The organism is Methanosarcina sp. Kolksee (genome assembly GCF_000969945.1).
GTDB classification, from domain to species: domain Archaea; phylum Halobacteriota; class Methanosarcinia; order Methanosarcinales; family Methanosarcinaceae; genus Methanosarcina; species Methanosarcina vacuolata.
Genome location: NZ_CP009524.1, coordinates 1,971,492 through 1,996,842, shown reverse-complemented (window position 1 = coordinate 1,996,842; position 25,351 = coordinate 1,971,492). Strand labels below are relative to the sequence as shown.

The following is a 25,351-nucleotide window of genomic DNA, read 5'->3' as shown; positions in this document are numbered from 1 at the left end:
GTGAAATGCTTCTGATTTTTATTGTCACCGAGCGGCCTTTTTCGGCTTTTTATTAGAATACCAAAAACGGTTCTGTCAAGTCTTCGGAGATAAAGGAGATATCTTCGACATAGACCTGATCTAACTCCCGACAACTTGACATGACCTAATCTTACTCTTTAATATCATCGCGAAAAGTTTCTGCACACTTCTGGTTCCAGCTTCCATATTTCCTCTTCTGGTATTCGTTTCCCCACTCGTTTAACGCTATAAGAACGGGAAAGACCGAGCGGCCGTCATCAGTGATACTATATTCGACTCGTGGCGGGACCTCGGGATAGACTGTCCTTTCGATCATCCCATCGGCAACCAGCTCGCGGAGCTGTTTTGTCAGCATCATCTGGGTGATCCCGGGGATTTTCTTCTGGATCCCAGAGAACCGGACCGGTCCGTCTTTGAGAAACCAGAGAATTATTGGCTTCCACTTTCCGCCAATGACGGAGAGCGAAATCTGGATCGGACATTTTCCTACAGGAGGAGATTTTTGCATAAGCAATAGTATCATTTATAATAGTATATACGATTTTGCAAACTGCTCATTTTTTAATACTACAGCACTTACGGTCTTTTACCTGCATTGAAGCGGCCCGGACAGGAAAAGACGGGCAAAAAGGTAGAAGCATCATGGACACGAATCACGTATATCGCGTGGGCGAGGCTACAGTTATCCGCGTACCTGAACTTATTCTCGATTCAAACACTCCAGAATATCTGTATCCCCAGTGGGAGCCTTCATTCATTCAGGAGCATGAAAAATGGCTGGTTCCCGGAAACATGGACAGGACCCGTATGCATGTCTTCCAGAGTATCCATACGTGGGTGCTGCGGACAAAGCAACATACGATTCTTATTGACACAGGGACGGGAAACGACAAGGAACGTATCTGGATGCCCCGGTTAAACAGGTTGAAATCCCCCTACCTGGAACGGCTCAAAGCCGCAGGTGTGACTCCGGCAATGGTGGATTATGTTATCTTAACACACCTTCACGTGGATCACGTTGGATGGAATACGCAGCTTGTTGATGGTGTATGGGAACCGACATTCCCCAATGCAACGTATGTCTTCTCAAAGGCCGAGCAGATGCATTATTCCGACCCGGAAAACTACCCGGTGAATAACCGCGTCAAATTCATAGTATACGAAGACAGCGTCCTACCGGTGATCCAGGCAGGGCAGGCCGAAATCATTGAACCGGATGGGACGGAGTTTCTTGAGGGAATCTCCTTATATCCGGTACCTGGGCACAGCATTGGCCAGATGACAGTCTGCCTTACTTCCGGCGGAAAAGAAGCTCTTTTTGGTGGGGATGTCATGCATCATCCCATCCAGGTATACCGCCCTGAATGGAACTCGGTGTACTGTGAAGATGCACCGCAAGCCTGTGCTTCACGGCGGTGGGCGCTGGATTATCTTGCAGACTGGCATGCCCTGTTTTTCAGTTCACATTTTGCAGAGACCTCAGCGGGGCGCGTAACCCGTAAGGGAGGCCGCTTTGTGTGGCAGTTTTGCTGACAGTGCAGGAGTTTCTGTTGCGTTGTCAGGACTTGATAAGTTTCCTTTGTCGCGATCTATTGCAGTTGATATTTAAACGTGCCGAGATCGCAACCGAACAGAAAAAAGAACTAAATAAAGAGTATTTTTGTAAAAAGAGGTTAGCAAATGAGCCTTATTTCGTTTGACGTGGAAAAGTGTACAGCTTGTGGAATTTGTTCTATGGTTTGTCCTGTAAATATAATCATGCCTGGAGAAAAAGGGACTCCGTCCTTACCCACCGAATATGAGGCATTTTGCACTCGTTGTGGGCACTGTGAAGCTGTTTGCCCTACGAATGCAATTATGGTAAATTATCAGTCATTCCCTCCTGAAGATGATAATGCTAGCATTGAGCAGATTAACCCTGAACAACTTAAAAAATATATTCAAAGCAGACGTTCGATAAGGATTTTCAAAAATAAGCCCGTTGAAAAAGAGAAAATCAGAGATCTTTTTGAAGCCGTCCGCTTTGCTCCATCTGGCATGAATGGACAACCTGTTAAGTGGCTTGTTGTAACTGATGCATCGGAGATTAAAAAGTTTGCAGATCTTACTATTGATTGGATGAGAATGATAGCAGAAAAAGACGCAGACCATCCTCTTAAGCGTTATTTTCCTATTCTTGTTGCTCTCGCTGATGCAGGCTTTGATCCCATTTGTAGAAATTCTCCGGGACTTGTCTATGCTTATTCAGAAAATGCCTCTGGATACACTGACAGCATTATAGCCCTGACAACCTTTGATCTTATTGCTCCTTCTTTTGGTCTTGGAACTTGTTGGGTAGGACTACTGCATAGGGCAGCAGTAGAATATCAGCCATTAAAAGAAGCTCTTGGTATTCCTGCAGGATTTGTTTTGCAATTTCCAATGCTTTTTGGATACCCAAAATATAAACATAGAAAAATACCCGGTAGAAAAAAAGCGGATATTATATGGAGATAACCATATCAAAGTTATTGGCTCTTTGCTGTTTTGTGGGTTCTGGTGCAAAAAATCATAAATATGGAATTAAAATTTAGTGGCAAAGAAAAGAACATAAAAGCACAGAATATGGTGCTTTTTTTCTTAACTCTCAGCCAAGCGTTTTAATCCCTTTTTATCATTAATAAAGAAAACTATAACTGCCCCTATCAAAAATACAGCCAGAGAGCAGTATATTTTTACAGAGATCATTGTATACTGGTGTAAATTCTCCGTATTACACGTTTTTTTGTCTAATTAAAACTCGTCCTCTATGAGAGATCTAATAGGTCTAAGTCCTAATAGGTTTAAGTCCCCCCAATTTTCAATCAAAGAGCCTATCCGAAAAGTCAGTAATGCATGTTGAAAATTTACAATAGGTCTATAATATCATAGTATCCAGACAGATTTTGTAAGAACATAGGCTTCATATTTTCCTGCTGGTAAGGGAACTCTCGTTCACCTACTGTCCAGGGAATCAACCGTTCACCTTGATTATATCTACAGCCTTCTGTCAATTTTGACACTACCTTAAAGGCGTATTCTTTTCGAAAATAGTCAAGTTACAAGAATATTTAATACTGAATAATAACTATTATTCAGGGAGCTGAAAAGAGAAGGCGGTTAAACAGGGTTAATAACAACATAAAAAAGGAAGTTGATAAAGAATCTCTGTTTTGCTGCAATCATTACGAAACTGCTCAAACAAGTTTTGTATTAGAGTTCGTATTAGTGACTTGAACTTATTCGAACAATCGAACCAAAATTAAAAAATAAAAAAATATTTGGGGGTAAAATATTTGGAGTACACACTTCGAGTAGGAGGAGAGGCCGGACAGGGGCTGCAGACCATAGGTGGAGCTCTTGCACAGGTCTTTTCCAAAACAGGATTTCACGTATTTACTCACCAGGACTATATGTCCAGGGTACGTGGTGGGCACAATTTTTATCAAATTCGCTTTTCTGAAAAGGAGATCTCTGCCTCAAGAGATATGGTTGATATCCTCCTGGCTCTTGACCTGGACACTATAGAAATTCATAGAAAAAGCGTACGGGATGAAGGATTTATTCTTTATGATTCCGAAATTACCAAAAAGAAATTTGAAGAACCCGAGTTCATAGATATCCCTTTCAAAAAAATAGCCCTTGATGTAGGAAAAAAAAGCGTGATGGCAAATACTGTAGCTACCGGAGCAGCGCTTGGGATTCTTGATATTGGGCTTGAAACCCTCAGGAATGTTCTAAGAAAAGCTTTCGAGAAAAAAGGGGAGGAAGTAATCCAGGGAAATATAGCCTGCGCAGAAGCTGGGTATAATTATGCTCGTAAAAATTGTCTCCGTTGCGAAGCTCCCGAAATCCGTGAACCTGAAAACAGAAAACTCATGCTTATTGACGGGGTTAATGCAATCGGAATGGGCGCCCTTATGTCGGGCTGTAAGTTTTATTCCGGTTACCCTATGACGCCTTCAACAGGGATTCTAAACTATATGGCTTCCAGAGCAGAAGAGTACAACCTGGTCGTTGAACAGGTTGAAGACGAGATTTCAGCTATTAATATGGCGATAGGAGCTTCTTTTGCAGGCGTAAGGGCAATGACCGGAACGTCGGGTGGAGGATTTGCCCTGATGGTAGAAGGCCTTTCTCTTGCAGGAATGACCGAAACTCCTATCGTTATTGCAGAAATGCAGCGTCCAGGGCCTGCAACAGGTTTACCTACACGCACGGAACAGGCAGACTTGCTTTTTGTCCTTTATGCAGCGCATGGAGAGTTTCCAAGGGTGATTTTTGAGCCTGGAGACCCAAAACAGGCTTTTTACCTCACTAACAGGGCCTTCGAGCTTGCGGAAAAGTACCAGATCCCTGTGTTCATCCAGTCAGACCAGTATCTTGTGGATACCGAATGGACTTATGAAAAATTCGACCTTGAGAATATAATTTACAATGATTATCGGCTGAGAGAAAAAGACCTTGAAGGTGTTGAGGTTTATAAACGTTTTAAATATTCCAGTACAGGAATTTCTCTTCTTGCAGTTCCCGGAGAAGCCGGAAAACACCTCGTTGTAGCGGATAGCGATGAACATGACGAGGAAGGACATATCATAGAAGATTCCGAGACCCGGATCAAAATGGTCCAGAAAAGGTTGTTGAAGAAACTGCCTCTTATAAAGAAAGAAATTGACCCACCACTTCTTTATGGCGACTCTTCTCCAAAAATCGTGCTTGTGGGGCGTGGTTCTACTTATGGTGTTATAAAAGAGGTGGTAGATACTATTTCTAAGGATCACAAGGTTGCGATGATGCACTTTAGCCAGGTCTATCCTCTTCCGGAGCGGGATAAGTTTGATTATATTGAACTTCTTGAGAATGCTGATCTTACCATCTGTATAGAAAACAGTGCTACCGGACAGTTTGCAAAACTAATGAGAGCAGAAACAGGTTTTGAATTTTCCCACCAGATTCTCAGGTATGATGGGAGGCCTTTTACAATCGAAAATCTGAAGGAGGAATTGCATGCCTACATCTGAAGATTATAAGGGCCAGGTTCCTGCCTGGTGTCCAGGGTGCGGAAATTTCAATATCCTTTCGACTGTCGAAGAGGCACTTGTAGAACTTGGCATTGAGCCCTGGGAAGTGCTTATGGTTTCAGGGATAGGACAGTCTGGAAAACTGCCCCATTATACTAAGTGCCACACATTTAATGGGCTGCATGGAAGGACCCTGCCCGTAGCTACGGCTGCAAAACTTGCCAATCACTCTTTGCACGTAATAGCAGTTGCAGGGGATGGGGACTGTTATGGAGAAGGCGGAAACCATTTCCTTCACACAATTCGCCGCAACCCGAATATTACCCTGCTAGTGCACGACAACCAGATTTACGGACTGACAAAAGGGCAGGCTTCTCCTACCACGGCTCAGGGAACTCGCACCAAAATCCAGCCTTATGGTGTCCTTGAAGAGCCGTTGAACCCACTTGCTCTGGCAATATCTCAGGACTGCAGTTTCGTAGCCAGAGGTTTTGCAGGAGATAAGGCTTATCTGAAAGAGCTCATGAAGGCTGCTATATCACACAAAGGTTTTGCTCTTCTTGATATCCTTCAGCCCTGTGTTACCTTTAATAAGATAAACACTTTTAAGTGGTATCGGGACAGGGTGTATAAACTCGAAGAAGAATATGACCCACATAACCGCTTAAAAGCGTTCGAAAGGTCTCTGGAATGGGGAGATAGGATTCCTAACGGCATTTTCTATAAAAATGAAAGAGAGACGCTTGAAGAAGGAATACCGACGATTCAGGAAGAGCCTCTTGTCAGACAAAAATTCTCTATTGAGGACGTAAAGCACGAAATTGAAAAATTTTATTAATTAATCGGCTTCCTGTTTGGGACATGTTTAGAAAAAGGATATCTTCATGTCGGTTCCAGTCAGGAATAGTCCAGGAAAAGAATGGCGATAAAGGAAAGTCAAATACTCAGAGAATCGCTTCTTTTCCTGGGAGTTTGTATGTGAACACGATAAAGGATCGAGACATATGCGCGGTCAGGACTGATACACGAGCATGGTCAGGACTCAGACATGAGCATGATCAGTGCTGAGACTATGTATACAGTTTTCTTAGAAAACTGTGTACATCTGACCAAACCACACATGAAATTCTTCGAATAACAGGCACAAAGAAATGAAAGTAGTTTTTACCCACCTTTTTTATTAAAATATTTGACAAATGTTATGGAAATTGACGCAATTTATCATGATTTTCACTTAACCGAAGACGCATGGCGGGGTATTCTACTGAAATCAAAATGGTTTTGATACAACCTGATTACAGAGAATTTCTTAAAGATGAAGTTTCTTCTCCTTTTTTCTAGCGTTTTATCGAAACTTTACAACATATCTATCTTGAAATCCTATAGCAAATATCCTCACATTCAAAGCAGATATCTTCTGGAGCTCAAGACCGTCCTGAGAATCTCTTCACCGTCTGATTTCTCGACCCTGATGTCAGACGGCTTTTCAATTATCTCAAGATTGAAAGGAAGGCGTTTTCGAATTTCCCCAATTAGCTGAAAATCTCCGCTTAGAATAACGCAGTCTATAAGCTTGTTTTCTTCAAGAACCCTATCAAGAGCCTCGATAACCTTATCCATGTGGTGTGCGATATCCTCTTCCCTGAGGCGTTCGAAACGGCGCTGGCTAAAGCCTCCTTTACTGTGCTTCTCTTTTACGCTGCTGCGGATAAGCTCCTCGGTATCGAAAACCCGAGCATCGGGAGCAAAACCTATGAAGGATTCGCCGGCGTGCAGGACAAGAACAAGCATCCGGTAGTCCTTATTTAAGATCTCTTCAAGCAAAGAAACCTCAAAACTGTCCCCAAGCTGCCAGGAGGAAGAAGTAACTGGAAAAGGAGGAGCTATAGCTTCGCAGATCATTCGGTGAATATCATAAAAAAGTACAAGGCCGGTCTCAGTCTCAAGCCTGTCAAGAAGGGTAAGGTTTTCCTCTTCCACGCGTTCAAGAACTTTTTCACTTATCACACCTGAGAGTCGGGTACCTGAGGGCAGGTAAGCGGTCAGCAGGTCGTCTGCAGGGGCGTGGAAGGACTTGAGCTTGGAGAGGTAAGCCTGAATAGCTTGCAGGCTCAGGGTTTCAATTCCGCGAAATTTCAGTTTACTCTGGGACTCAGCTCTGATTGTTTCGAGTTCGTGAGAAATAGTCCGGGTGCGAATACGTTCCTGGTTTAAAAGAGCCTCAGCTTCCTGCCTGTCCGAAACTGCCTGCCTTGCAAGAATATCTTTCTTTTCAAGCTGGTTTTTTGCACTCTGCAAATCAAGTTCCAGTTTAACAATCTGTGAGTTGAGACTCTCTATCTCAAGTTCGAGCTGCTCCTTCCCTGAAATCTTCCCTAAAAATGTGCTTAAACCTTTTTTTGGAACTTCAGAGGCTTCTTTTTTTGTGTTTTTGTCGCTGATTTGTCTCCCTCACATTCTGTTATTTTTGACTTGGATATCGGATTAATAAAATAATAACTCTCTATAAAGTTTATTTATTAATTAATTTTAATCCTTATTATTTCGAAAGTTTTAATAATATCGTATTGAATGTCACTTTGTTTTCAGGATCATTTTCTGAAAAGCAGGCTGATTTAAAAAATTGTTTCCCAGATATTAACCTTATAGATCACTCCACTGCCTGAATGAAACATTATTAAAAGACTTTTAAACCCGGACAGGCAGAAGGACCCTAAACAGGAAAGCCCCGGTCAAAGGGACCGGATAGAGTAGATGAAATGGATAAAGAAGATAAGCAAAAGGCCACCAGGTCCAGAGCCGAAAAGTTCCATCCCACACTCTGGATCCAGGGGCAAAAGAGCTCTTTCCTTGCCGGAAAAACCATAGTTCTTGGCGTTACGGGAAGCATTGGAGCAGTCAGGGTAGTTGAACTTGCAAGAGAGCTAATCAGAAACGGGGCTGAGGTCCATGCTGTTATGACAGAGGCTGCTACACATATCCTGCACCCTGACGCCCTGCACTATGCTACCGGAAATCCAGCAATTACCGAACTTGGAGGCAGGGTTGAGCATGTGGAGTTCTGCGGGCTTAAAGGCAGGGCCGACCTTCTCCTTATAGCTCCTGCAACCGCAAACACCATAGGGAAAATCGCATACGGGATAGATGATACCCCTGTTACCTCGTTTGCAACAACTGCCCTTGGCTCGGGTGTGCCTGTGATGGTTGTTCCTGCAATGCACGAATCAATGTTCAGGCACCCTGCTGTAGCTGAGAATCTGGTAAAATTGAAAAGCTGGGGAATCTCTATTGTAGGCCCCAGACTTGAAGAAGGAATCGCAAAAATTGCGGCAAATGAGGAAATCGTGCTCGAGGTAGAAAGAGCTCTCGGAAATAAAACCCTCGAAAACCGAAAGATAATTATCACAAGCGGTTCTACTGCCGAAAGCCTGGACCCCATCAGAATTCTCACAAACCGGGCTTCGGGTAAAACTGGCAGGGAACTTGCTCTTGAAGCTTATCGCAATGGAGCCGATGTCACCCTGGTCCATAGGGACAAACTTGGGTTTGCAGGGATCAGGGAAATTTTTGCAGAAAGCGCCGCCGACATGACTGATGCTGTCCTCTCGGAACTTGAAAAAGGGTACGATGTCCTTATCAGTTCAGCAGCAATTGCAGATTATACAGTTAATCCTTCTCCCGAAAAGATAAAATCGGGAGGAGAACTTACCTTGAAACTGAATCCCACCCGCAAATTGATTAAAGAATGCCGTCAAAGGTATCCTGACCTCGTGATTATAGGTTTCAAAGCTGAGACCGGAATTGAAAAAGACGAACTCCTTAGAAGGGCAGCTTCAGCCCTTAAAACTTCAAAACTGGACCTGATTGCAGCAAACGACGTCGCAAAAGGCGGAATGGGTACTGAAGAGAATGAACTGTACCTGCTTGGACGGGAAAAAAACGAACCAGGGCACGTAAGTGGGAACAAACGCAAACTTGCAGCCTTTATCCTTGAAGAGGTAGTCGATCTGTTAAAGTAAAAAATCTGCTGCAAAGTATCCCAGAGTATTTCACAAAAATCCGAAAGCATTTTGCAAAGTATCCTGCAAAACACGAACGAACTTTGAAAAAATGATTTAAGTGGCAAAAAGGCGTTTTCTATGTATACATATGAGAGTGAAGGAGCAGACATTCAGGCAAAAGCCTATGCTCCGGGACACATCACAGGTTTTTTCCAGATCCACGAGCATGAAAACCCTCATCGTAAGGGTTCTACAGGCTGCGGAATCGTCCTGAATGGAGGCGTAACCACCGAAGTAAAGATCGGGAGATCTGTGGAAAAAACCGAAATTTTCCTTAATGGAAAGAGAGTTGAAGGCAGAACTACTCGGACTGTCGCAGAGATGATGACGGAACTGCCTGTAAGAATAAGGAGCTGGTCAGAAATCCCAACCGGATGCGGATTTGGAGCTTCAGGTGCAGGAGCTCTCGGGACAGCCTATGCCCTGAATAATGCACTTTCCCTTGATCAGACCGTAAAAAGTCTGACTGAATATGCCCATGTGGCTGAGGTCATCAATTGCAGCGGACTTGGTGATATTGCTGCCCAGTCAAGCGGTGGAGTCGTGATCAGACTGCAGCCGGGTGGACCCGAATTTGGGCTTGTAGACAGAATTCCGACTTCCGAAGCCAGGGTTTTTTGTATTGTACTTGGCGAGATCTCTACCGGTTCGGTCCTGAGAGATGAAGCTGCAGCCTCAAGAATTAACAGCGCGGGAAAAGAAGCTATGTCCGAGCTGCTTAAAAAGCCCACTCTTGAGAACTTCATGCAGCAGTCAAAAGCATTTGCCAGTAAAGCAGACCTTATGAGCAGCAAGGCAAAAGATGTGATCGAAGCTGCAAACGCAAATGGTGGGTTAGCTTCCCAGGCAATGCTTGGGGATACGGTTTTCGCAATTGCCCCTTACTCCGAACAGTTCCGTCTCTACGAAGCCCTCCAGGAATTCGGGGTGGTGCTGGAATACGGCATAAGCACCTGTGTGCCGAAGCTGATGAACGAATGAGTCAGAACATATTTTTAATGGGCCAGGAAAATAAAAAATACTTGCAGAAAATTGCTGCGTAATTAATTTCCTTATAACTTAAAGAGAGTTAAAATGAAGTAAAGGTCGAAAGTTGGGATCAAATAGTAATATATAATTCAGATTACTCATTTTAGTTTTTTATTTGAGTGTCTGAACTAATCAAGCGGTTTATGCTAAAACTGATACTAAAGCAGGTTATGTTAAAACTGATACTTCAAGCAGTTTATGCTAAAACTGATACTCAAGCAGGTATGTTAAAACTGATGAAACTCATTTACGGATTAAGTTCATAAATAAAAAAAGATGCTGGAAAGTCAATTAAAAAAAGGTAAGCGACCGATATGACCGAGATACCCAAAGACCACCCGAGGTATGAGTCCCTGCTAGCCCGTGAAAAGGTTGCAGCCGGGGTAAAAATGGGAATGACAAGCATTCAGGGTTTGATTTCTCAGGGAAGAGGCGAAAGCTTTGATTACCTTATAGGCGAGCGAAGCACCAAGTCTGCCCTGTATGCTGAAAGAGCGGCAGTTGCTGCTCTGCTACTGGCAAAAAATCCTGTAATTTCCGTAAACGGCAATGCTGCAGCTCTCGCTCCTGATAAAATTGTTTCCCTTGCAGATGTAACAGGAGCAAAGCTCGAGGTCAATCTTTTTCACAGGACCGAAACAAGGGTCCACCTTATAATAGAACAACTCAAAGCCAACGGGGCTTCCGAGGTGCTCGGGAAAAATCCGGATGCAAGCCTTGAACTATCTCATGCCAGGCGGCTGGTAGAAAGCCGGGGGATATATTCTGCAGACGTAGTGCTTGTCCCGCTGGAAGACGGAGACCGGTGTGAGAAACTTGTAGAAATGGGAAAAACGGTCATAGCTATTGACCTGAACCCTCTCTCACGGACTTCAAAGATGTCTACAATCTCGATAGTTGACAACCTTACCCGTGCACTAGAAAACATGATCAAGTTCGGAGTGGAACTGAAAAAAGAAAGAAATGAAGAACTTGTGAAATTAATCACGACTTATGATAATAAAAAAACCCTCATAGAGGCGATTTCTGAAATCCAGGAATACCTTAAAGCTATGGCTGTAGAATTGGAACACTGAATATGGACCTGATAGAAAAAACGAGGGAATTTGTAGCTACTTTTCTTGAAGGTGAGCCCAGTTCCCACGATATGTCCCATATAAACCGGGTAGAAGCCCTTTGCCTGGAAATCCAGAAGGAAGAAGGGGGAGACCCTCTCGTACTTCAGCTTGCAGCTCTCCTCCATGATGTCGGCATAATTAAGGAACATGAAGAAGGCGGGGACCATGCCGTATACAGTGCCGATATCGCCTCTGAATTTCTTTCGAGAACAGGGCTTGGAAAAGAGGTTATTGAAGCTGTTACCAGTTGTATCCGGACGCATCGCTTCAGCGCAGGGGAAAAGCCGGATAGTCTCGAAGCCCGAATTTTGCAGGACGCCGACCGGCTTGACGCCCTTGGAGCAGTGGGGATCTTCAGGGCTGTTCTTTCCATGGGAGCTCTCAGGATGTTAAAGCACAAAACAGGGATGGATAAGGGAAGTTCAAAAAGAACCGTGTACATTGAAGACCCTATTGAAGGCTTTAACGAATATATGAAGTACAAACCTTTCACAATTCCTGAAAAATTGAATACCGATGCTGCAAAAAAGATTGCAGAAGAAAGGCTGAAAATCATGCATATTTATCTTAAAGCACTGAACCTGGAAGCTGGAATTGATGGACAGGTACTCTAAGTAAGAATCAGGTTTGAGTAGATCCTGGTAGGCTTTGAGATTTTGATAAGTACAAAGTCCGGCAGTAAAGCGCAAACAATGCAAAAAGCCTATTTCTCAAGAGTTCTTATTGACTCAGTTCCAAAACCTAGTGATTTTTCATTTTCTTCCTTCCTTAAACTTCGTTTTTCTCTGCGCACTACCCAAATAAACTGTAATAATTATTGAGGGTAGTGTCCATGAGTTGTTGATCAATTCTGAAAAAGCGAGTACTACCCCTAGATTAAGGAAAATACAGAAAGTTCTTATGCTCACGGTTTTCAGTAACTTGAGGACACGACCACATTGAGAGCAAGTGAAACGAGGATTTTATTTACTCCTCTTTGTTTTTGACTTTAAATCTGCTTTGAGAAAATATTCGTAAATTTTATTACCAGGATCGCCACATGGCTTTTTAGCTCCAGGAGCTTCAATTGCCTTTTAATTTTATGGAATTTTGAAAAACGTTATCACTTAAAGAGGATAAGTCTCTCTCATTGCTTACTGAAATATATCAACATCCTAACATATGCACATTATTATATACTTTGAATTTATATACTGTTTTATTTAAAAGGGTAAATTTGCGAGTAATAGCTTAAAAACAACAGTTACAGTAAGCTATTTTCATCAATTTTAAGTTTCGCATCGGCAATCTTCTAAAAAAAATTACTTCAGGGGAGTTAACTTTCTAAATGAATTCCAATAGATGAGGAGGGTTTAAAAATTAGATTTCAACAATTTACTATTCGAAATAAAGTGTTTTTATGTTTTATTGTATTATTTTTTGGATTGATGAGCGCTTCTGTTACGCATGCTGAAACTTATACTTTTGTTACAAAGTGGGGCTCTGATGACAGCCTCAACGGACAATTTTACAATCCAATGGGTGTTGCAGTCGATTCTTCTGGCAATGTTTATGTTGCCGATACGGGCAATAACCGCATTCAGAAGTTTGACAGCAACGGTAAATTCATTACCAAATGGGGTTCAGAGGGCAGCGGCGACGGACAATTAAATGGTCCAGGCTGTATGGCTGTTGATTCTTCTAGCAATATTTATATTGCTGATATAGGCAATAATCGCATTCAGGAGTTTGACAGCAGTGGAAAATTTATTGCCAAATGGGGTTCAGAGGGCAGCGGCGACGGACAATTTCATGGTCCTGAGGGTGTTACTATCGATTCCTCTGGCAATGTTTATGTTGCCGATAAATATAATCATCGCATTCAGAAGTTTGACAGCAACGGTAAATTCATTACCAAATGGGGTTCAGAGGGCAGCGGCAACGGTCAATTTGATGGCTCGTCTGGTATTGCTGTAGACTCCTCTGGCAATGTTTATGTTGGCGATTCAGGCAATGATCAAATTCAAAAATTTGACAGCAGTGGAAAATTTATTACCAAATGGGGCTCTGAAGGAAGCGATGAAGGTCAATTTATTGATCCTGAGGGTGTTACTATCGATTCCTCTGGCAATGTTTATGTTGTCGATACTTTAAATAATCGCATTCAGAAGTTTGACAGCAACGGTAAATTCATTAACAACTGGGGTTCAGAGGGCAGCGGCGACGGACAATTTGAGTGGCCTAAGGGTGTTGCTGTAGATTCTTCAGGCAATGTTTATGCTGCCGATGTAGAGAATTATCGTATTCAGAAGTTTGACAGCAATGGGAAGTTTATTACCAAATGGGGTTCTAAAAGCGGCACCGCAGACGGTCAATTTGAGTATCCTGAGAGTGTTGCTGTCAATTCATCTGGCAACGTTTATGTTGTCGATACTTTAAATAATCGCATTCAGAAGTTTGACAGCAGCGGTAAGTTCATAACCAAATGGGGTTCTGAGGGCAGTGGCGACGGACAATTTGATTCTCCACCTGATGTTGCCGTTGATTCATCTGGCAATGTATATGTTGTCGATTCATGGAATTTTCGCATTCAGAAGTTTGACAGTAGCGGCACATTCATAACCAAATGGGGTTCAGATTCATGGTATATGGACCCTATGGATGGTGAGGTTAAACCAAATTGTATCGCTGTCGATTCATCTGGCAAAGTTTATGTTACCGATGATAATAGTCTCATTCAGAAGTTTGACAGCAACGGTAAATTCATTACCAAATGGGGTTCAGAGGGCAGCGGTAACGGGCAATTTTATTGGCCTCAGGGTGTTGCTGTAGATTCTTCAGGCAATGTTTATGTTGCCGATACGGGCAATAGCCGCATTCAGAAGTTTGACAGCAACGGTAAATTCATTACCAAATGGGGTTCAGAGGGCAGCGGCGACGGACAATTTAATGGTCCCGTTGGTGTCGCTGTAGATTCCTCTGCCAATGTTTATGTTGCCGATTCAGGCAATAATCGAATTCAAAAATTTGATAGCAGTGGGAAATTTATTACCAAATGGGGTTCTGATGGCAACAGCGACGGCCAATTTAATGAACCAGAAGGGATTGCTCTCGACTCCTTGGGCAATGTTTATGTTGCCGATACTTTAAATAATCGAATTCAGAAGTTTGCTAAAGTAGCATCTACTCAACCAGTTGCTTCTTTCTCTGCATATCCAACCTCAGGAAAAGCCCCATTAACTGTCGCCTTTACTGACAAAAGTACAGGGGTACCAACTAAATGGAAATGGAATTTTGGAGACGGAAAAACTTCGACCCAGCAGAATCCAACGCATAAGTATTCCAAAGTAGGTAGATATACTGTTAAACTTACAGCAACAAACGCTGAAGGTAGTAACACTGCAACAAAAACAGATTATATTAAAGTGGTAACGAAGCCGGTTGCTTCATTCTCTGCGAAACCGACCTCAGGAAAAGCTCCATTGACTGTTGCTTTTACTGACAAAAGTACAGGGGTGCCAACTAAATGGAAATGGAGTTTTGGAGATGGAAAGACTTCAACAGTCCAGAATCCAAAACACAAGTATTTACAGGAAGGAAAATATAAGGTTACACTTACAGTAAGCAATGTGGCAGGCAGCAATACTACAACAAAAACAAATTACATAACAGTGACAACGAATACAAGACCGGGTATATACTCTGAAAGCGAATAAAACGATGGTATATCTCTATCCGATTAGTGCTTTTAAAAACCTAAATGTCAGCGGTTCTTTAAATCCACATTTCCACCCCCTGCCCCAATAGGGACAAATAATTCCTGTATAGTAGCCATTTGGTTAATAGAACCTCAAAAAAGTGGCATATTTGTACCATGAGTTTGTACAAGTATGCTAAAATTTGAAATATGAGTTTAAAGAACCCTACAATAGATTTGGTAAATTCCAACAAAACGCCGCCTATATAATTTTAGGCTTCTGTGGACACAATGCCAAAATCTGTGATGAAAGTAAAAATAAAAAATCACTAGGTTTTGGAACTGATTCATTCCTATTTTCTCAGGAATTCTTATTTTCTCATAAATTTATGAATTTTTCACATGTTTTTAGCGTAATTTTCAGGACAACTTTTTTTAGGATAACCTCTTAATTCCAATACCTTTTAATTTCATTTGTCTGTTAAGTCCAGTACTTCTTTAATTTGGATAGAATTATTAAATTTAGAGAATAATTTAACAGTTTCAGTTCATTACCTTACGGATCTGATTGTATGGCTGACATAATTGTAAAAAATGCTTACGTTATGACAATGGACCCTGATGCGGGAGACCTCAAAAACGGGACTGTTGTCATCGAAGATGGAAAGATTACGGAGATCGGGGAAAAGACCAGCGAAAGTGCCGATACCGTGATTGATGCAAAACACTCGGTAGTAATGCCAGGGCTTGTGAACACGCATACTCATGCCGCAATGACTCTTTTTCGGGGTTATGCCGACGATTTACAGCTTGCAGACTGGCTTGAAGGGCATATCTGGCCTGCCGAGGCAAAGCTGACTGCAGACGATGTATATAAAGGCAGTCTGCTTGCATGCATGGAGATGATCAGGTCAGGCACCACATCTTTTGCAGACATGTACTTTTATATGGACGAGACTGCAAAAGCTGTTGAGGCATCAGGGCTTCGGGCCTCGCTTTGCCATGGGCTCATAGAACTCTGGAACGAAGAAAAAGGGGCAACAGACCTTAAGGAAGGGAAGCGCTTTGTCCGGGCCTGGCAGGGAGCGGCTGACGGCAGGATAAAAACAATGTATGGGCCCCATGCTCCGAATACCTGCTCTGATGAATTTCTTGCAAAGGTTAGGGAAGAAGCCAACAGAGACGGTGCAGGAATCCATATCCATCTCCTTGAAACGGAAGCCGAACTCCTGGCTATGAAAGAAAAGTACGGAAAATGTTCGGTACATCTACTGGAAGACATAGGGTTTTTAGGGCCGGATGTGCTTGCTGCTCACTGCGTCTGGCTTTCGGACGGCGACATAGAAATCCTGGGGAAAAGAGGAGTGAATGTTTCCCATAATGTCATAAGTAATATGAAACTGGCTTCAGGGATTGCACCTGTTCACAAGATGCTCGAAAAAGGAGTCAACGTGAGCCTTGGCACTGACGGCTGTGCCTCAAACAATAACCTTGACCTTTTTGAGGAAATGAAAACGGCTGCTCTTCTGCATAAAGTCAATACTTTCAATCCAATTGCCCTTCCTGCGCAGCAAGTGCTCCAAATGGGTACGATAAACGGTGCAAAAGCCCTTGGCACGGAAACCGGCATGTTGAAAGTCGGAATGAAGGCGGACCTTATCGTGGTAGATATGAAAAAACCGCATCTTACCCCCTGCTTTGACGTTCCCTCTCACCTGGTGTACTCTGCAAAAGGAAGCGATGTCAGGACAACAATTGTAAATGGAAAAGTCCTTATGGATGATTACAAAGTGCTGACCCTGGACGAGCAGAAGGTAATGGAAGAGGCTCAAAAAACCGCAGAAGAGCTTGTTGCAAGGGTAAACGCCTGAAAACTCTATTTATGACAAAAAAATATATGTCAAGAATAATTTATGTCAAGAATAATTGATGCCAATAATAATTTATGTCAAGAATAATTGATGCCAATAATAATTTATGTCAAGAATAAGTCATGTCAAGATAATTTATGTCGAGAATAATTTATGTCAAGAATAATTTATGTCAAGAATAAGTCATGTCAAGAATAATTGATGCCAATAATAATTCATGTCAAGATAATTTATGTCAAGAATAATTGATGCCTATAATGTTCCACTGTGGGACCTGAATTAGTAATCTGAGTGAGTAAAAGATAAACACTTATGTTTGAAGCTAGAATAAAGATCGAACTCAACTGCATACTTGATATCATGGGATCAACATGACCGAAAAAGAACTCATAGAATCCGGAAACATGAAGATGGACTGGGCAAGAAACCATATGCCCGTACTTGCCATCGTAAGGAAAAAATTCGAGGAGGAAAAACCCCTTAAGGGGATGAAGGTAGGGATGGCTCTGCATGTGGAAGCAAAAACTGCAGTCCTTGTAGAGACTCTCGCTGCAGGCGGTGCAGAGGTAGCAATTACCGGCTGCAATCCTCTCAGCACGCAGGACGACGTGTCCCTTGCCCTCGGCACCCGCAAGAACATATGCTGTTTTGCAAGATACGGTGTCGAGAGCCAGGAATATTACGAAGCAATCGACCGGGTCCTGGACATTAAACCCGATATCACAATAGATGATGGGGCAGACCTTATATTTAAATTGCACAAAGAAAGGACAGACCTGCTTCCGAATATCCTTGGAGGCTGCGAAGAAACAACAACTGGTGTCCACAGGCTTCATGCGATGGAAAAAGAAGGAGCCCTGAAAATGGCGGTAATCGCAGTAAACGATGCCATGACCAAATACCTCTTTGATAACCGCTATGGGACAGGCCAGTCTGCCTGGGACGGGATTAACAGGACCACAAACCTCCTGGTAGCAGGCAAAAACGTCGTTGTTGCAGGCTACGGCTGGTGCGGGCGCGGAGTTGCGATGCGTGCTTCAGGCCTTGGGGCAAACGTAATCGTTACCGAAGTCGATCCTGTAAGAGCCCTTGAAGCCAGGATGGATGGGTACAGGGTCATGAAGATGGCAGATGCTGCAAAATTAGGAGAAATCTTTGTGACCACCACCGGAAACCGCGACATCCTCACAGCAGAACATTTCAAATCCATGCCTGATGGGGCAATCCTTGCAAATTCCGGCCACTTCAATGTGGAAATCGATATGGAAGCCCTTGCCTCCCTTGCCAAGTCCACCCGAACCGTAAGACACAATATAAAGGAATACGATATCGGCGGCAGGCGCATCAATGTCATAGCTGAAGGCAGGCTGGTTAACCTCGCTGCCGGTGACGGCCACCCTGCCGAAGTCATGGATATGAGTTTTGCAAACCAGGCCCTTTGTGTGCGTTATATTGCCGAAAACAAGCTTCCGAACGGAGTCCATAAAGTACCTCTGGAACTTGATACTTTTGTGGCAAAGATGAAACTTCAGTCAATGGGCATAACCATCGACGAACTCACGCCGACACAGGAATGCTACATGAGCGGCTGGGAGTGCGGAACGTAATTTAGAAAAGAAGCAGTAGATAATAATTTCCGCAATCAAGAAACTATGATATTTTAGAAATGCGGTGAATATTATTGCTTTTAATTTTTGATGGCGTTCAATCTTCACGAAGTGATAATATTTACTGCATCTCAGAATCTTTACGGCATTTATAAAAACTACGATACTCTATAAAAAACTAAAATGTGCTTTAAAAACTTAACATAATTATAAAATAAATGTTGCCTTATAAAAATTACTTTACTTCATAAGTATTGCCATACATTATATCCATTCTTTATATGTGATAATAATCGTTGCGCCTCTTTTTTAATAATTTTTGATTACGACTAAATATTTTGACATTTATTATAGGCAGTTTTATAACTAATAACTCGTAAAGGACATAATGAATGTATAATTTATTTACAACTGCCTTTGGAAAAATAAAGTATTTATTACTTTTTATAAAAATATTTAAACTCGCTTTTAATAAGGAACGTTTACGTGAAATCGATAGCAATGATAACTGTAAAGCAATCTTGAGATCCTGACTACAAACTATTGATTAACATAAATTAGAAAATAATGGACATCTGGCGTATGAGAAAACATCCAGAGTCTTAAACGTTACAGAAAGTGGGTTAAAAATTTAGCGTTGAACATCAAACGATTAGATTGAGCGATTGCATCTAAATGTTTACTGTCAGGTTCTGGGTTTTGAAAGTCCTGACAAAGGGATAATGAATAAACTGATTGATATGGCAGAATTTTATAAAAGTTGCCTGATCTTATAGGTGACAAATAACTTGAAGGTTACGAATTTCTCGCACCTGGTTAAATACTAGCTTTAAATTACCTTTGAATTCGGAAAGGGTTGAAATGGAAAAAAGTTTGAGAAAATCTGGGATTGAGATTATTGGAGAGGTACCCTGGGGAACGCACTTCTGCCAATTCTACCAGACAAAACAGGATTTAATTGACATACTTGTTCCTTATTTTAAAGCCGGCCTGGAAAATAACGAATTCTGCATGTGGGTTACATCAGAGCCCCTTGATGTGGAAGAGGCAAAAGGAGCTCTTAGAAAATCTATTCCTGAGATTGATGTTTATCTGGAAAAAGGACAAATTGAGATTATTCCTTACACTTACTGGTATGTCAAAGAGGGAATTTTCGATTCTCAAAAAGTGCTTAACGGCTGGATAGAAAAACTCAACCGAGCCCTGGCTAACGGCTACGACGGTTTAAGGTTGAGCGGAAACACCTTCTGGCTGGAAAAAAAAGACTGGAACAATTTTGTCGATTATGAAGAAGAGATCGACAGCATCATTGGCAATTACTCCATGATAGCCCTGTGCACATATTGCCTCGAGAGGTGCAGTGCAACCGAAATTATTGATGTCGTTATCAACCACCAATTTGCCCTGGTTAAAAAAGAAGATAAATGGACACAAATCGAGAGTTCCAGGCGCAAAGAAGCCGAAAAAACAGCTATTCAAGCCACAAAAAATTGGGAACATACATTTGACTCTGTACCAGACCTAATAGCTATAATCGACGAGGAATATCGAGTTGTTCGTGCAAACAAAGCCATAGCTGAAAGGCTTGGAGTGACACCAGAAGAATGCGTAGGGTTAAAATGTTATCGTGCTATTCATGGGACGAACAAACCGCCCTCCTTTTGTCCTCACCGTCAGTTGCTTGCAGACGGACTTGAACATATAACAGAGGTTCACGAAGACAGCCTGGGTGGCGATTTCATAGTAAGTGTATCTCCTATTCATGACTATGAAGGAAAAATTGCTGGATCTATTCATGTTGCCCGTAATATCACCGAACGCAAACGTGCCGAACTAGAACGTGAGATTATTGTGGAATTCTTACGTCTCGTAAATGAAAGTAGAAGTACATCAGAACTAGTTCATTCTTCCGTGAAATTCTTTAAGGGACGCTCCGGCTTTGAGGCTGTCGGCATTAGGCTCAGGGAAGGCGAAGATTATCCTTACTTCGAAACTTCTGGTTTCCCTGAGGAATTTGTAAGGTTTGAGAATAGCCTCTGTACAAGAGATCCCATCGGACAGCCTATTCGCGATAGTAATGGCTATCCAATCCATGAATGCATGTGCGGAAACATTATTCACGGAAGGTTTGATCCATCGAAGTTGTTCTTCACAAAGAAGGGAAGTTTCTGCACAAATTCCACTACTGAACTTCTCGCTACCACAACTGATGCTGACCGTCAAGCAAACACGCGTAACAGGTGTAATGGTGAAGGATACGAATCTGTAGCTCTGATTGCTCTACGAGTGGGCGGCGAATGTTTAGGTCTTCTCCAGTTGAACGATAGACGTAAAGGGCAGTTTTCTCCTGAAACAATTTCATTGTGGGAACGTTTGGCTGAATATCTTGCCATTGCCATTGCCAAAACTCGTGCAGAAGATGCTTTGCGTGAGGCTTATGAGAATATTCAGGTGCAAGCGGAAGAGTTGGAGGCTCAGACCGATGATCTTCAGGAATCTTATGAAGCATTAAGCGAAAGCAAAAAACGCTTCGAGCTCCTAAGCGAGGCGAATGCCCTCCTCCTTTCAAGCAAAGAGCCCGAAACCACGATTCAGACTATCGCCGAGAAGGTAATGCGACACCTGAATTGTGATGTATTCTTTAACTACGTTTTTGACGAGGTACAAAGCAGGCTACATCTCAAAGCTTACGGTGGGACAAGCGCAGAGTCGGCTAAAGAGATCGAATGGCTTGATGAAGGAATTGCTATATGTGGCTGTGTAGCCAGTAACGGTTGCCTTATCGTTTCCGAAGACGTACAGCATAACGGAGACAAGCGGGCTGACCTTGTGCGGTCAATGGGAATTCAGGCGTACGCCTGTCAGCCTCTCCATGTCGGAGAGAAAACAATAGGCACACTCTCCTTTGGCACGAAGAGCAGAAAGAGCTTTACGAGGGACGAGCTTGCTCTCATGAGCACCGTGGCTGACCAGGTGTCGGTGGCTATCGAACGCAAACGGGCAGTAGAGGCGCTGCAACGAGAAAGAAGCTTGCTAGAAAGCGTAATGCGAACCACCGACTTTATGCTGGCTTTTTTCGATCCACAGTTCAACTTTTTGTGGGCTAACGCCGCCTATGCCGAGTCGTGCCATATGAAGCTGGAAGATATTATCGGCAAGAACCATTTCGCATTATATCCCCATGAAGAAAACGAAGCGATTTTTAGGAAGGTTCGGGACACCGGCGAAGGAGTGTTCTATAGGGACAAGCCGTTTTTCTATCCTGATCAGCCCGAACTCGGAGTCACTTACTGGGACTGGAGTCTTGTACCGGTCAAGAATCCGAACGGAAACGTAACTGGCCTTGTCTTGTCGTTACGTGAGACGACAAAATACAAACAGGCAGAAGATGACTTGCGTGAAGCATACGACAATCTTCAGGTACAATCCGAGGAATTGCAGGCTCAGGCGGAAGAACTCCAGGAAGCTTATGAAGCTTTGAGTGAAAGCGAAAAGCAATATCGAATGCTTTTCACAAGCATGACTGACGGCTTCTTCCTTGGAGAGCCTATTTATGATAAGGATGGTACGCCACGCGACTATCGCTTCCTTGAGATAAATCCTGCTTTTGAGTGTCAAACAGGTTTAAAGAGGAAAGAGATATCAGACAAGACTATACAGGAAGTACTGCATAACCCGAGTCACTTGCTTATCGAGAAGTATGGTGAAGTAGCACTCTCAGGTAAGTCAACGCATGTTGAGATTTTTAGCCAGGGGCTAGATAGGTATCTTGACAGTTATGTATTCAGCCCTGAAAAAGGGAAGTTCGCAGTAATCTTAAGAGATATCACAGAGCGCAAGCAAGCCGAGGAGGCGCTTCGCGAGAGCGAAGCACGTCGCAAGGTTACTGAGGCTGTGCAAGCTGAACGGGAGCGATTGAACAGCGTGCTGGACATGCTGCCGGCTTATGTGATACTGCTCTCAGCGGATCACAGCGTGCCGTTTGCAAACCGTTTCTTCGAGGAGCGTTTCGGCAAATCTGAGGGCAGGCGTTGCTACGAATATCTCTTCCAGCGCACCGAGCCCTGTGAGAACTGTGAAACCTACAAGGTGCTCAAAACAGGTGCACCTCATCGTTGGGAGTGGCTAGGTCCAGATGGCCGCAATTACGATGTATATGACTACCCATTCAAGGACTCCGATGGTTCCACACTCATCCTGGAAGTGGGCATTGATATCACCGAGATCAAACAGGCACAAGCGGCTGTTCAGGCAGAACGGCAGCGGCTCTTTGACGTTCTTGAGACGCTGCCGGCAATGATATCCCTGCTGACACCTGACTATCACATCGCCTTTGCCAACCGTGGCTTCCGTGAAAAGTTTGGCGAATCAGGCGGCCGGCACTGTTATGAATATTGTTATGAGTGCACCAGACCCTGTGAATTCTACGAAACATATAAAGTGCTTGAAACCGGTCAGCCCCATCATTGGGAAGGCACCACCCCGGACGGAAGCATAATTGATTCCTACGACTTTCCGTTCACAGACATTGACGGTTCGCCCATGATCCTCAAGATGGACATTGACGTCACCGAGCAAAAACGCGCTGAAACGGAGCTAAAGAAGCATAGGGAGCAGCTTGAGAACGCTTATAATTCTTTGAAGGAAAGCGAAAGGAGTCTTTATGAAGCTCAGAGGATGGCACACCTTGGAAACTGGGACTGGAATATTGTAACTAATGAGTTATACTGGTCTGATGAGATATATCGTATCTTCGGACGCAGCCCTCAAGAGTTCGGGGCAACTTTCGATGCGTTTCTGAGTTATGTACATCCGGATGATCGAGATTATGTAAATAATGCCGTTAAAGAAGCTTTAAACGGCAAAAAATACAATATTAATCACCGGATTACCTTAGCCAGTGGAGAAGAGCGTATAGTACATGAACAGGCTGAGGTTATTTTTAATGAGGAAAATATTCCTGTCCATATGAGAGGAACAGTTCAGGATATTACTGAGCAAAAAAAGGCTGAAAAAGCCTTAGAGCTGGCTAACACGTATAATCGCAGTCTCATTGAGGCCAGTATAGATCCCTTTGTAGCTATCGGTCCGGATGGTAAAATTACTGATGTAAATAATTCAACCGAATTTGTTACGGGTTACTCCCGCAAGGAGTTAATTGGGACTGATTTTTCGGATTATTTCACCGAGCCTGAGAAAGCCAGAGAAGGATATCAGAATGCATTCCAGAAAGGGCTGGTGCGAAATTATTCTCTGAAAATTCAACATAAAAACGGGCAGATAACGCCTGTTTTGTATAACTCATCGGTTTATAGGGATGAAACTGGAGAAGTTATTGGGGTTTTTGCAGCTGCACGTGATATTTGTGAGCAGAAAAAGGCGGAAGAAAAGATACAGGTACTGGCGAGTGCTGTAGAGTCATCGGATGATGCCATTATGACAAAGTCTATTGATGGCATTATTACAAGCTGGAATAAAGGAGCAGAGCAGATTTATGGCTATCTCGCCGAAGAAATTATTGGACAAAATATCTCAATACTTGAGCCAGATAATCGTAAAGGAGAGATAAAGCAGTTAGCTAAGAAAATTCAAGAGGAAGAGAGAATCCAGCACTATGAAACAGTACGGTTAAGAAAGGATCGTACATTAATAGATATTTCAGTAACTCTTTCTCCGGTTTTGGATGTTTCTGACCAACTTATAGCTTTCTCCGTTATTGCAAGAGACATTACTGAGCGAAAAAAAGCAGAAGAAACTCTGAGGTTGTCAAGCATTTATAATCGTAGTCTGATAGAAGTCAGCCTTGACCCTATGGTTACTATCGGCCCTGATGGGAGGATAACCGATGTAAATAAAGCCACAGAACTGGCTACCGGTTATTCAAGAAATGAGTTAATCGGGACTGATTTTTCAGACTATTTCACCGATCCTGAGAAAGCTAGAGAAGGATATCAACATTTCTTCAGGGAAGGTTTGGTACTGGACTACGAACTTGAAATTCAGCACAAAAACGGTCGTGTAACTCCTGTATTATATAACGCTTCAATTTATAAAGACGAAAATGGTGCGGTTATTGGAGCTTTTGCAGCCGCCCGTGATATCACCGAACGGAAAAAGGCAGAAGAACTGTTAAAACTGAAATTAGAGGAGCTTGCTCGCTCAAACGCGGAGCTGGAACAATTTGCCTACGTCTCGTCCCACGACTTGCAGGAACCCTTGAGAATGATAGCAAGTTATTTACAGCTTTTACAAAGAAAATATCAGGGAAAGCTTGACGAGAAGGCTGACAAATACATCTATTTTGCTGTGGACGGGGCTTCCCGTATGCAAAACCTGATTAACGACCTTCTGGAATTTTCTCGGGTAACCACAAAAACCAGAGAATTCGAACCTACAGATTGCAAATCTGTTCTGGATAAAGTCTTATTTAATTTAGAGGTATCAATAAAAGAAAATGAAGCCAGTATATCTTCTGGTTCTTTACCTGTAGTAATGGCGGACCCTGTCCAGTTCATTCAACTATTCCAGAATCTTATAAGCAACGCTATAAAATTCCGCAGTGAAAATGCCCCGAAAATTGAAATTTCTGCCGAAAAAAAAGCTGGTCAATGGTTATTTTTAGTAAAAGATAATGGGATTGGAATTAACCCTAAATACTCTGAACGGATTTTTGAGGTTTTTAAAAGACTTAATAAAAGAGAAGAGTACCCCGGTACAGGTATAGGGCTTTCGATCTGTAAAAAAATTATCGAAAGGCATGGAGGACAGATTTGGGTAGAATCTGAACCAGGGAAGGGCTCTACTTTCTACTTCACTTTACCAGTAATTCCTATAAAAGTTTGTGATAAAGACTATACCGTGAATTCGTGATTATGACTATACAGTAAAAATTTAATTTTTATAAAAAAATTTAATTTATATAAAAAAAT

Annotated in this window: 15 protein-coding genes and 1 pseudogene; 13 read left to right on the top strand and 3 right to left on the bottom strand. The window is 42.7% G+C overall.

Features of this window, described 5'->3' with window-relative positions; genetic code table 11:
* Positions 1 to 151 precede the first annotated feature (151 nt).
* A complete protein-coding gene (locus MSKOL_RS08185; protein ID WP_048155123.1) occupies positions 152 to 544 on the bottom strand; it encodes a helix-turn-helix domain-containing protein in 393 nt (130 codons plus the stop codon).
* A gap of 119 nt (positions 545 to 663) precedes the next feature.
* Between MSKOL_RS08185 and MSKOL_RS08180 the strand changes: the two genes are divergently transcribed.
* Positions 664 to 1,554 (top strand): MBL fold metallo-hydrolase, encoded by an 891-nt coding sequence (locus MSKOL_RS08180; protein ID WP_048155120.1) that lies wholly within the window; start codon positions 664 to 666, stop codon positions 1,552 to 1,554.
* A 147-nt stretch (positions 1,555 to 1,701) separates the two neighbouring features.
* Positions 1,702 to 2,517, top strand: coding sequence for a nitroreductase family protein (locus MSKOL_RS08175; RefSeq protein WP_048155117.1), 816 nt, complete (start codon positions 1,702 to 1,704; stop codon positions 2,515 to 2,517).
* A 123-nt stretch (positions 2,518 to 2,640) separates the two neighbouring features.
* Here the strand turns inward: MSKOL_RS08175 and MSKOL_RS20030 are convergent.
* Positions 2,641 to 2,868 (bottom strand): annotated as a pseudogene (locus MSKOL_RS20030) (IS5/IS1182 family transposase); the annotation flags it as partial.
* Positions 2,869 to 3,335: 467 nt separating this feature from the next.
* Here MSKOL_RS20030 and MSKOL_RS08170 point away from each other — a divergent pair.
* The 3 genes from MSKOL_RS08170 to MSKOL_RS20025 are packed head-to-tail and all read left to right on the top strand — an operon-like array spanning position 3,336 to position 6,128.
* A complete protein-coding gene (locus MSKOL_RS08170) occupies positions 3,336 to 5,060 on the top strand; it encodes a 2-oxoacid:acceptor oxidoreductase subunit alpha (protein WP_231592545.1) in 1,725 nt (574 codons plus the stop codon).
* A complete protein-coding gene (locus MSKOL_RS08165; RefSeq protein ID WP_048120182.1) occupies positions 5,047 to 5,898 on the top strand; it encodes a 2-oxoacid:ferredoxin oxidoreductase subunit beta in 852 nt (283 codons plus the stop codon). The genes MSKOL_RS08170 and MSKOL_RS08165 overlap by 14 nt, the downstream gene beginning before the upstream one ends.
* 23 nt (positions 5,899 to 5,921) lie before the next feature.
* Entirely contained in the window at positions 5,922 to 6,128 is a 207-nt protein-coding gene (locus tag MSKOL_RS20025) for a hypothetical protein (RefSeq protein WP_156151010.1), read from the top strand.
* A gap of 333 nt (positions 6,129 to 6,461) precedes the next feature.
* On the opposite strand, the gene MSKOL_RS08160 is transcribed toward MSKOL_RS20025, so the two are convergent.
* A complete protein-coding gene (locus tag MSKOL_RS08160) occupies positions 6,462 to 7,358 on the bottom strand; it encodes a Vms1/Ankzf1 family peptidyl-tRNA hydrolase (protein WP_048155109.1) in 897 nt (298 codons plus the stop codon).
* 461 nt (positions 7,359 to 7,819) lie between these two features.
* Here MSKOL_RS08160 and coaBC point away from each other — a divergent pair, with 461 nt between their 5' ends.
* The 8 genes from coaBC to MSKOL_RS21015 all read left to right on the top strand — a co-directional run bounded on the left by coaBC (position 7,820) and on the right by MSKOL_RS21015 (position 25,292).
* A complete protein-coding gene (gene coaBC, locus MSKOL_RS08155) occupies positions 7,820 to 9,079 on the top strand; it encodes a bifunctional phosphopantothenoylcysteine decarboxylase/phosphopantothenate--cysteine ligase CoaBC (RefSeq protein WP_048155106.1) in 1,260 nt (419 codons plus the stop codon).
* A 120-nt stretch (positions 9,080 to 9,199) separates the two neighbouring features.
* Complete coding sequence (locus tag MSKOL_RS08150; RefSeq protein ID WP_048155103.1) at positions 9,200 to 10,102, top strand: pantoate kinase; 903 nt, start codon at positions 9,200 to 9,202, stop codon at positions 10,100 to 10,102.
* 362 nt (positions 10,103 to 10,464) lie between these two features.
* On the top strand, positions 10,465 to 11,226 hold the full coding sequence (locus MSKOL_RS08145; RefSeq protein WP_048155100.1) for a 4-phosphopantoate--beta-alanine ligase: 762 nt from the start codon (positions 10,465 to 10,467) through the stop codon (positions 11,224 to 11,226).
* Positions 11,227 to 11,228: 2 nt separating this feature from the next.
* Positions 11,229 to 11,882 carry an HD domain-containing protein gene (locus MSKOL_RS08140; protein ID WP_048155098.1) on the top strand — a complete coding sequence of 218 codons (654 nt, stop codon included), beginning with the start codon at positions 11,229 to 11,231 and terminating at the stop codon, positions 11,880 to 11,882.
* 813 nt (positions 11,883 to 12,695) lie between these two features.
* Positions 12,696 to 14,963, top strand: coding sequence for a PKD domain-containing protein (locus MSKOL_RS08135; protein ID WP_052725388.1), 2,268 nt, complete (start codon positions 12,696 to 12,698; stop codon positions 14,961 to 14,963).
* A gap of 553 nt (positions 14,964 to 15,516) precedes the next feature.
* Entirely contained in the window at positions 15,517 to 16,815 is a 1,299-nt protein-coding gene (locus tag MSKOL_RS08130; protein WP_048120169.1) for an amidohydrolase family protein, read from the top strand.
* A 371-nt stretch (positions 16,816 to 17,186) separates the two neighbouring features.
* Entirely contained in the window at positions 17,187 to 18,422 is a 1,236-nt protein-coding gene (locus tag MSKOL_RS08125) for an adenosylhomocysteinase (RefSeq protein ID WP_048155095.1), read from the top strand.
* 861 nt (positions 18,423 to 19,283) lie between these two features.
* Positions 19,284 to 25,292: a PAS domain S-box protein gene (locus tag MSKOL_RS21015; protein ID WP_048155093.1), complete on the top strand. Its 6,009-nt coding sequence runs from the start codon at positions 19,284 to 19,286 to the stop codon at positions 25,290 to 25,292.
* Positions 25,293 to 25,351 lie beyond the last annotated feature (59 nt).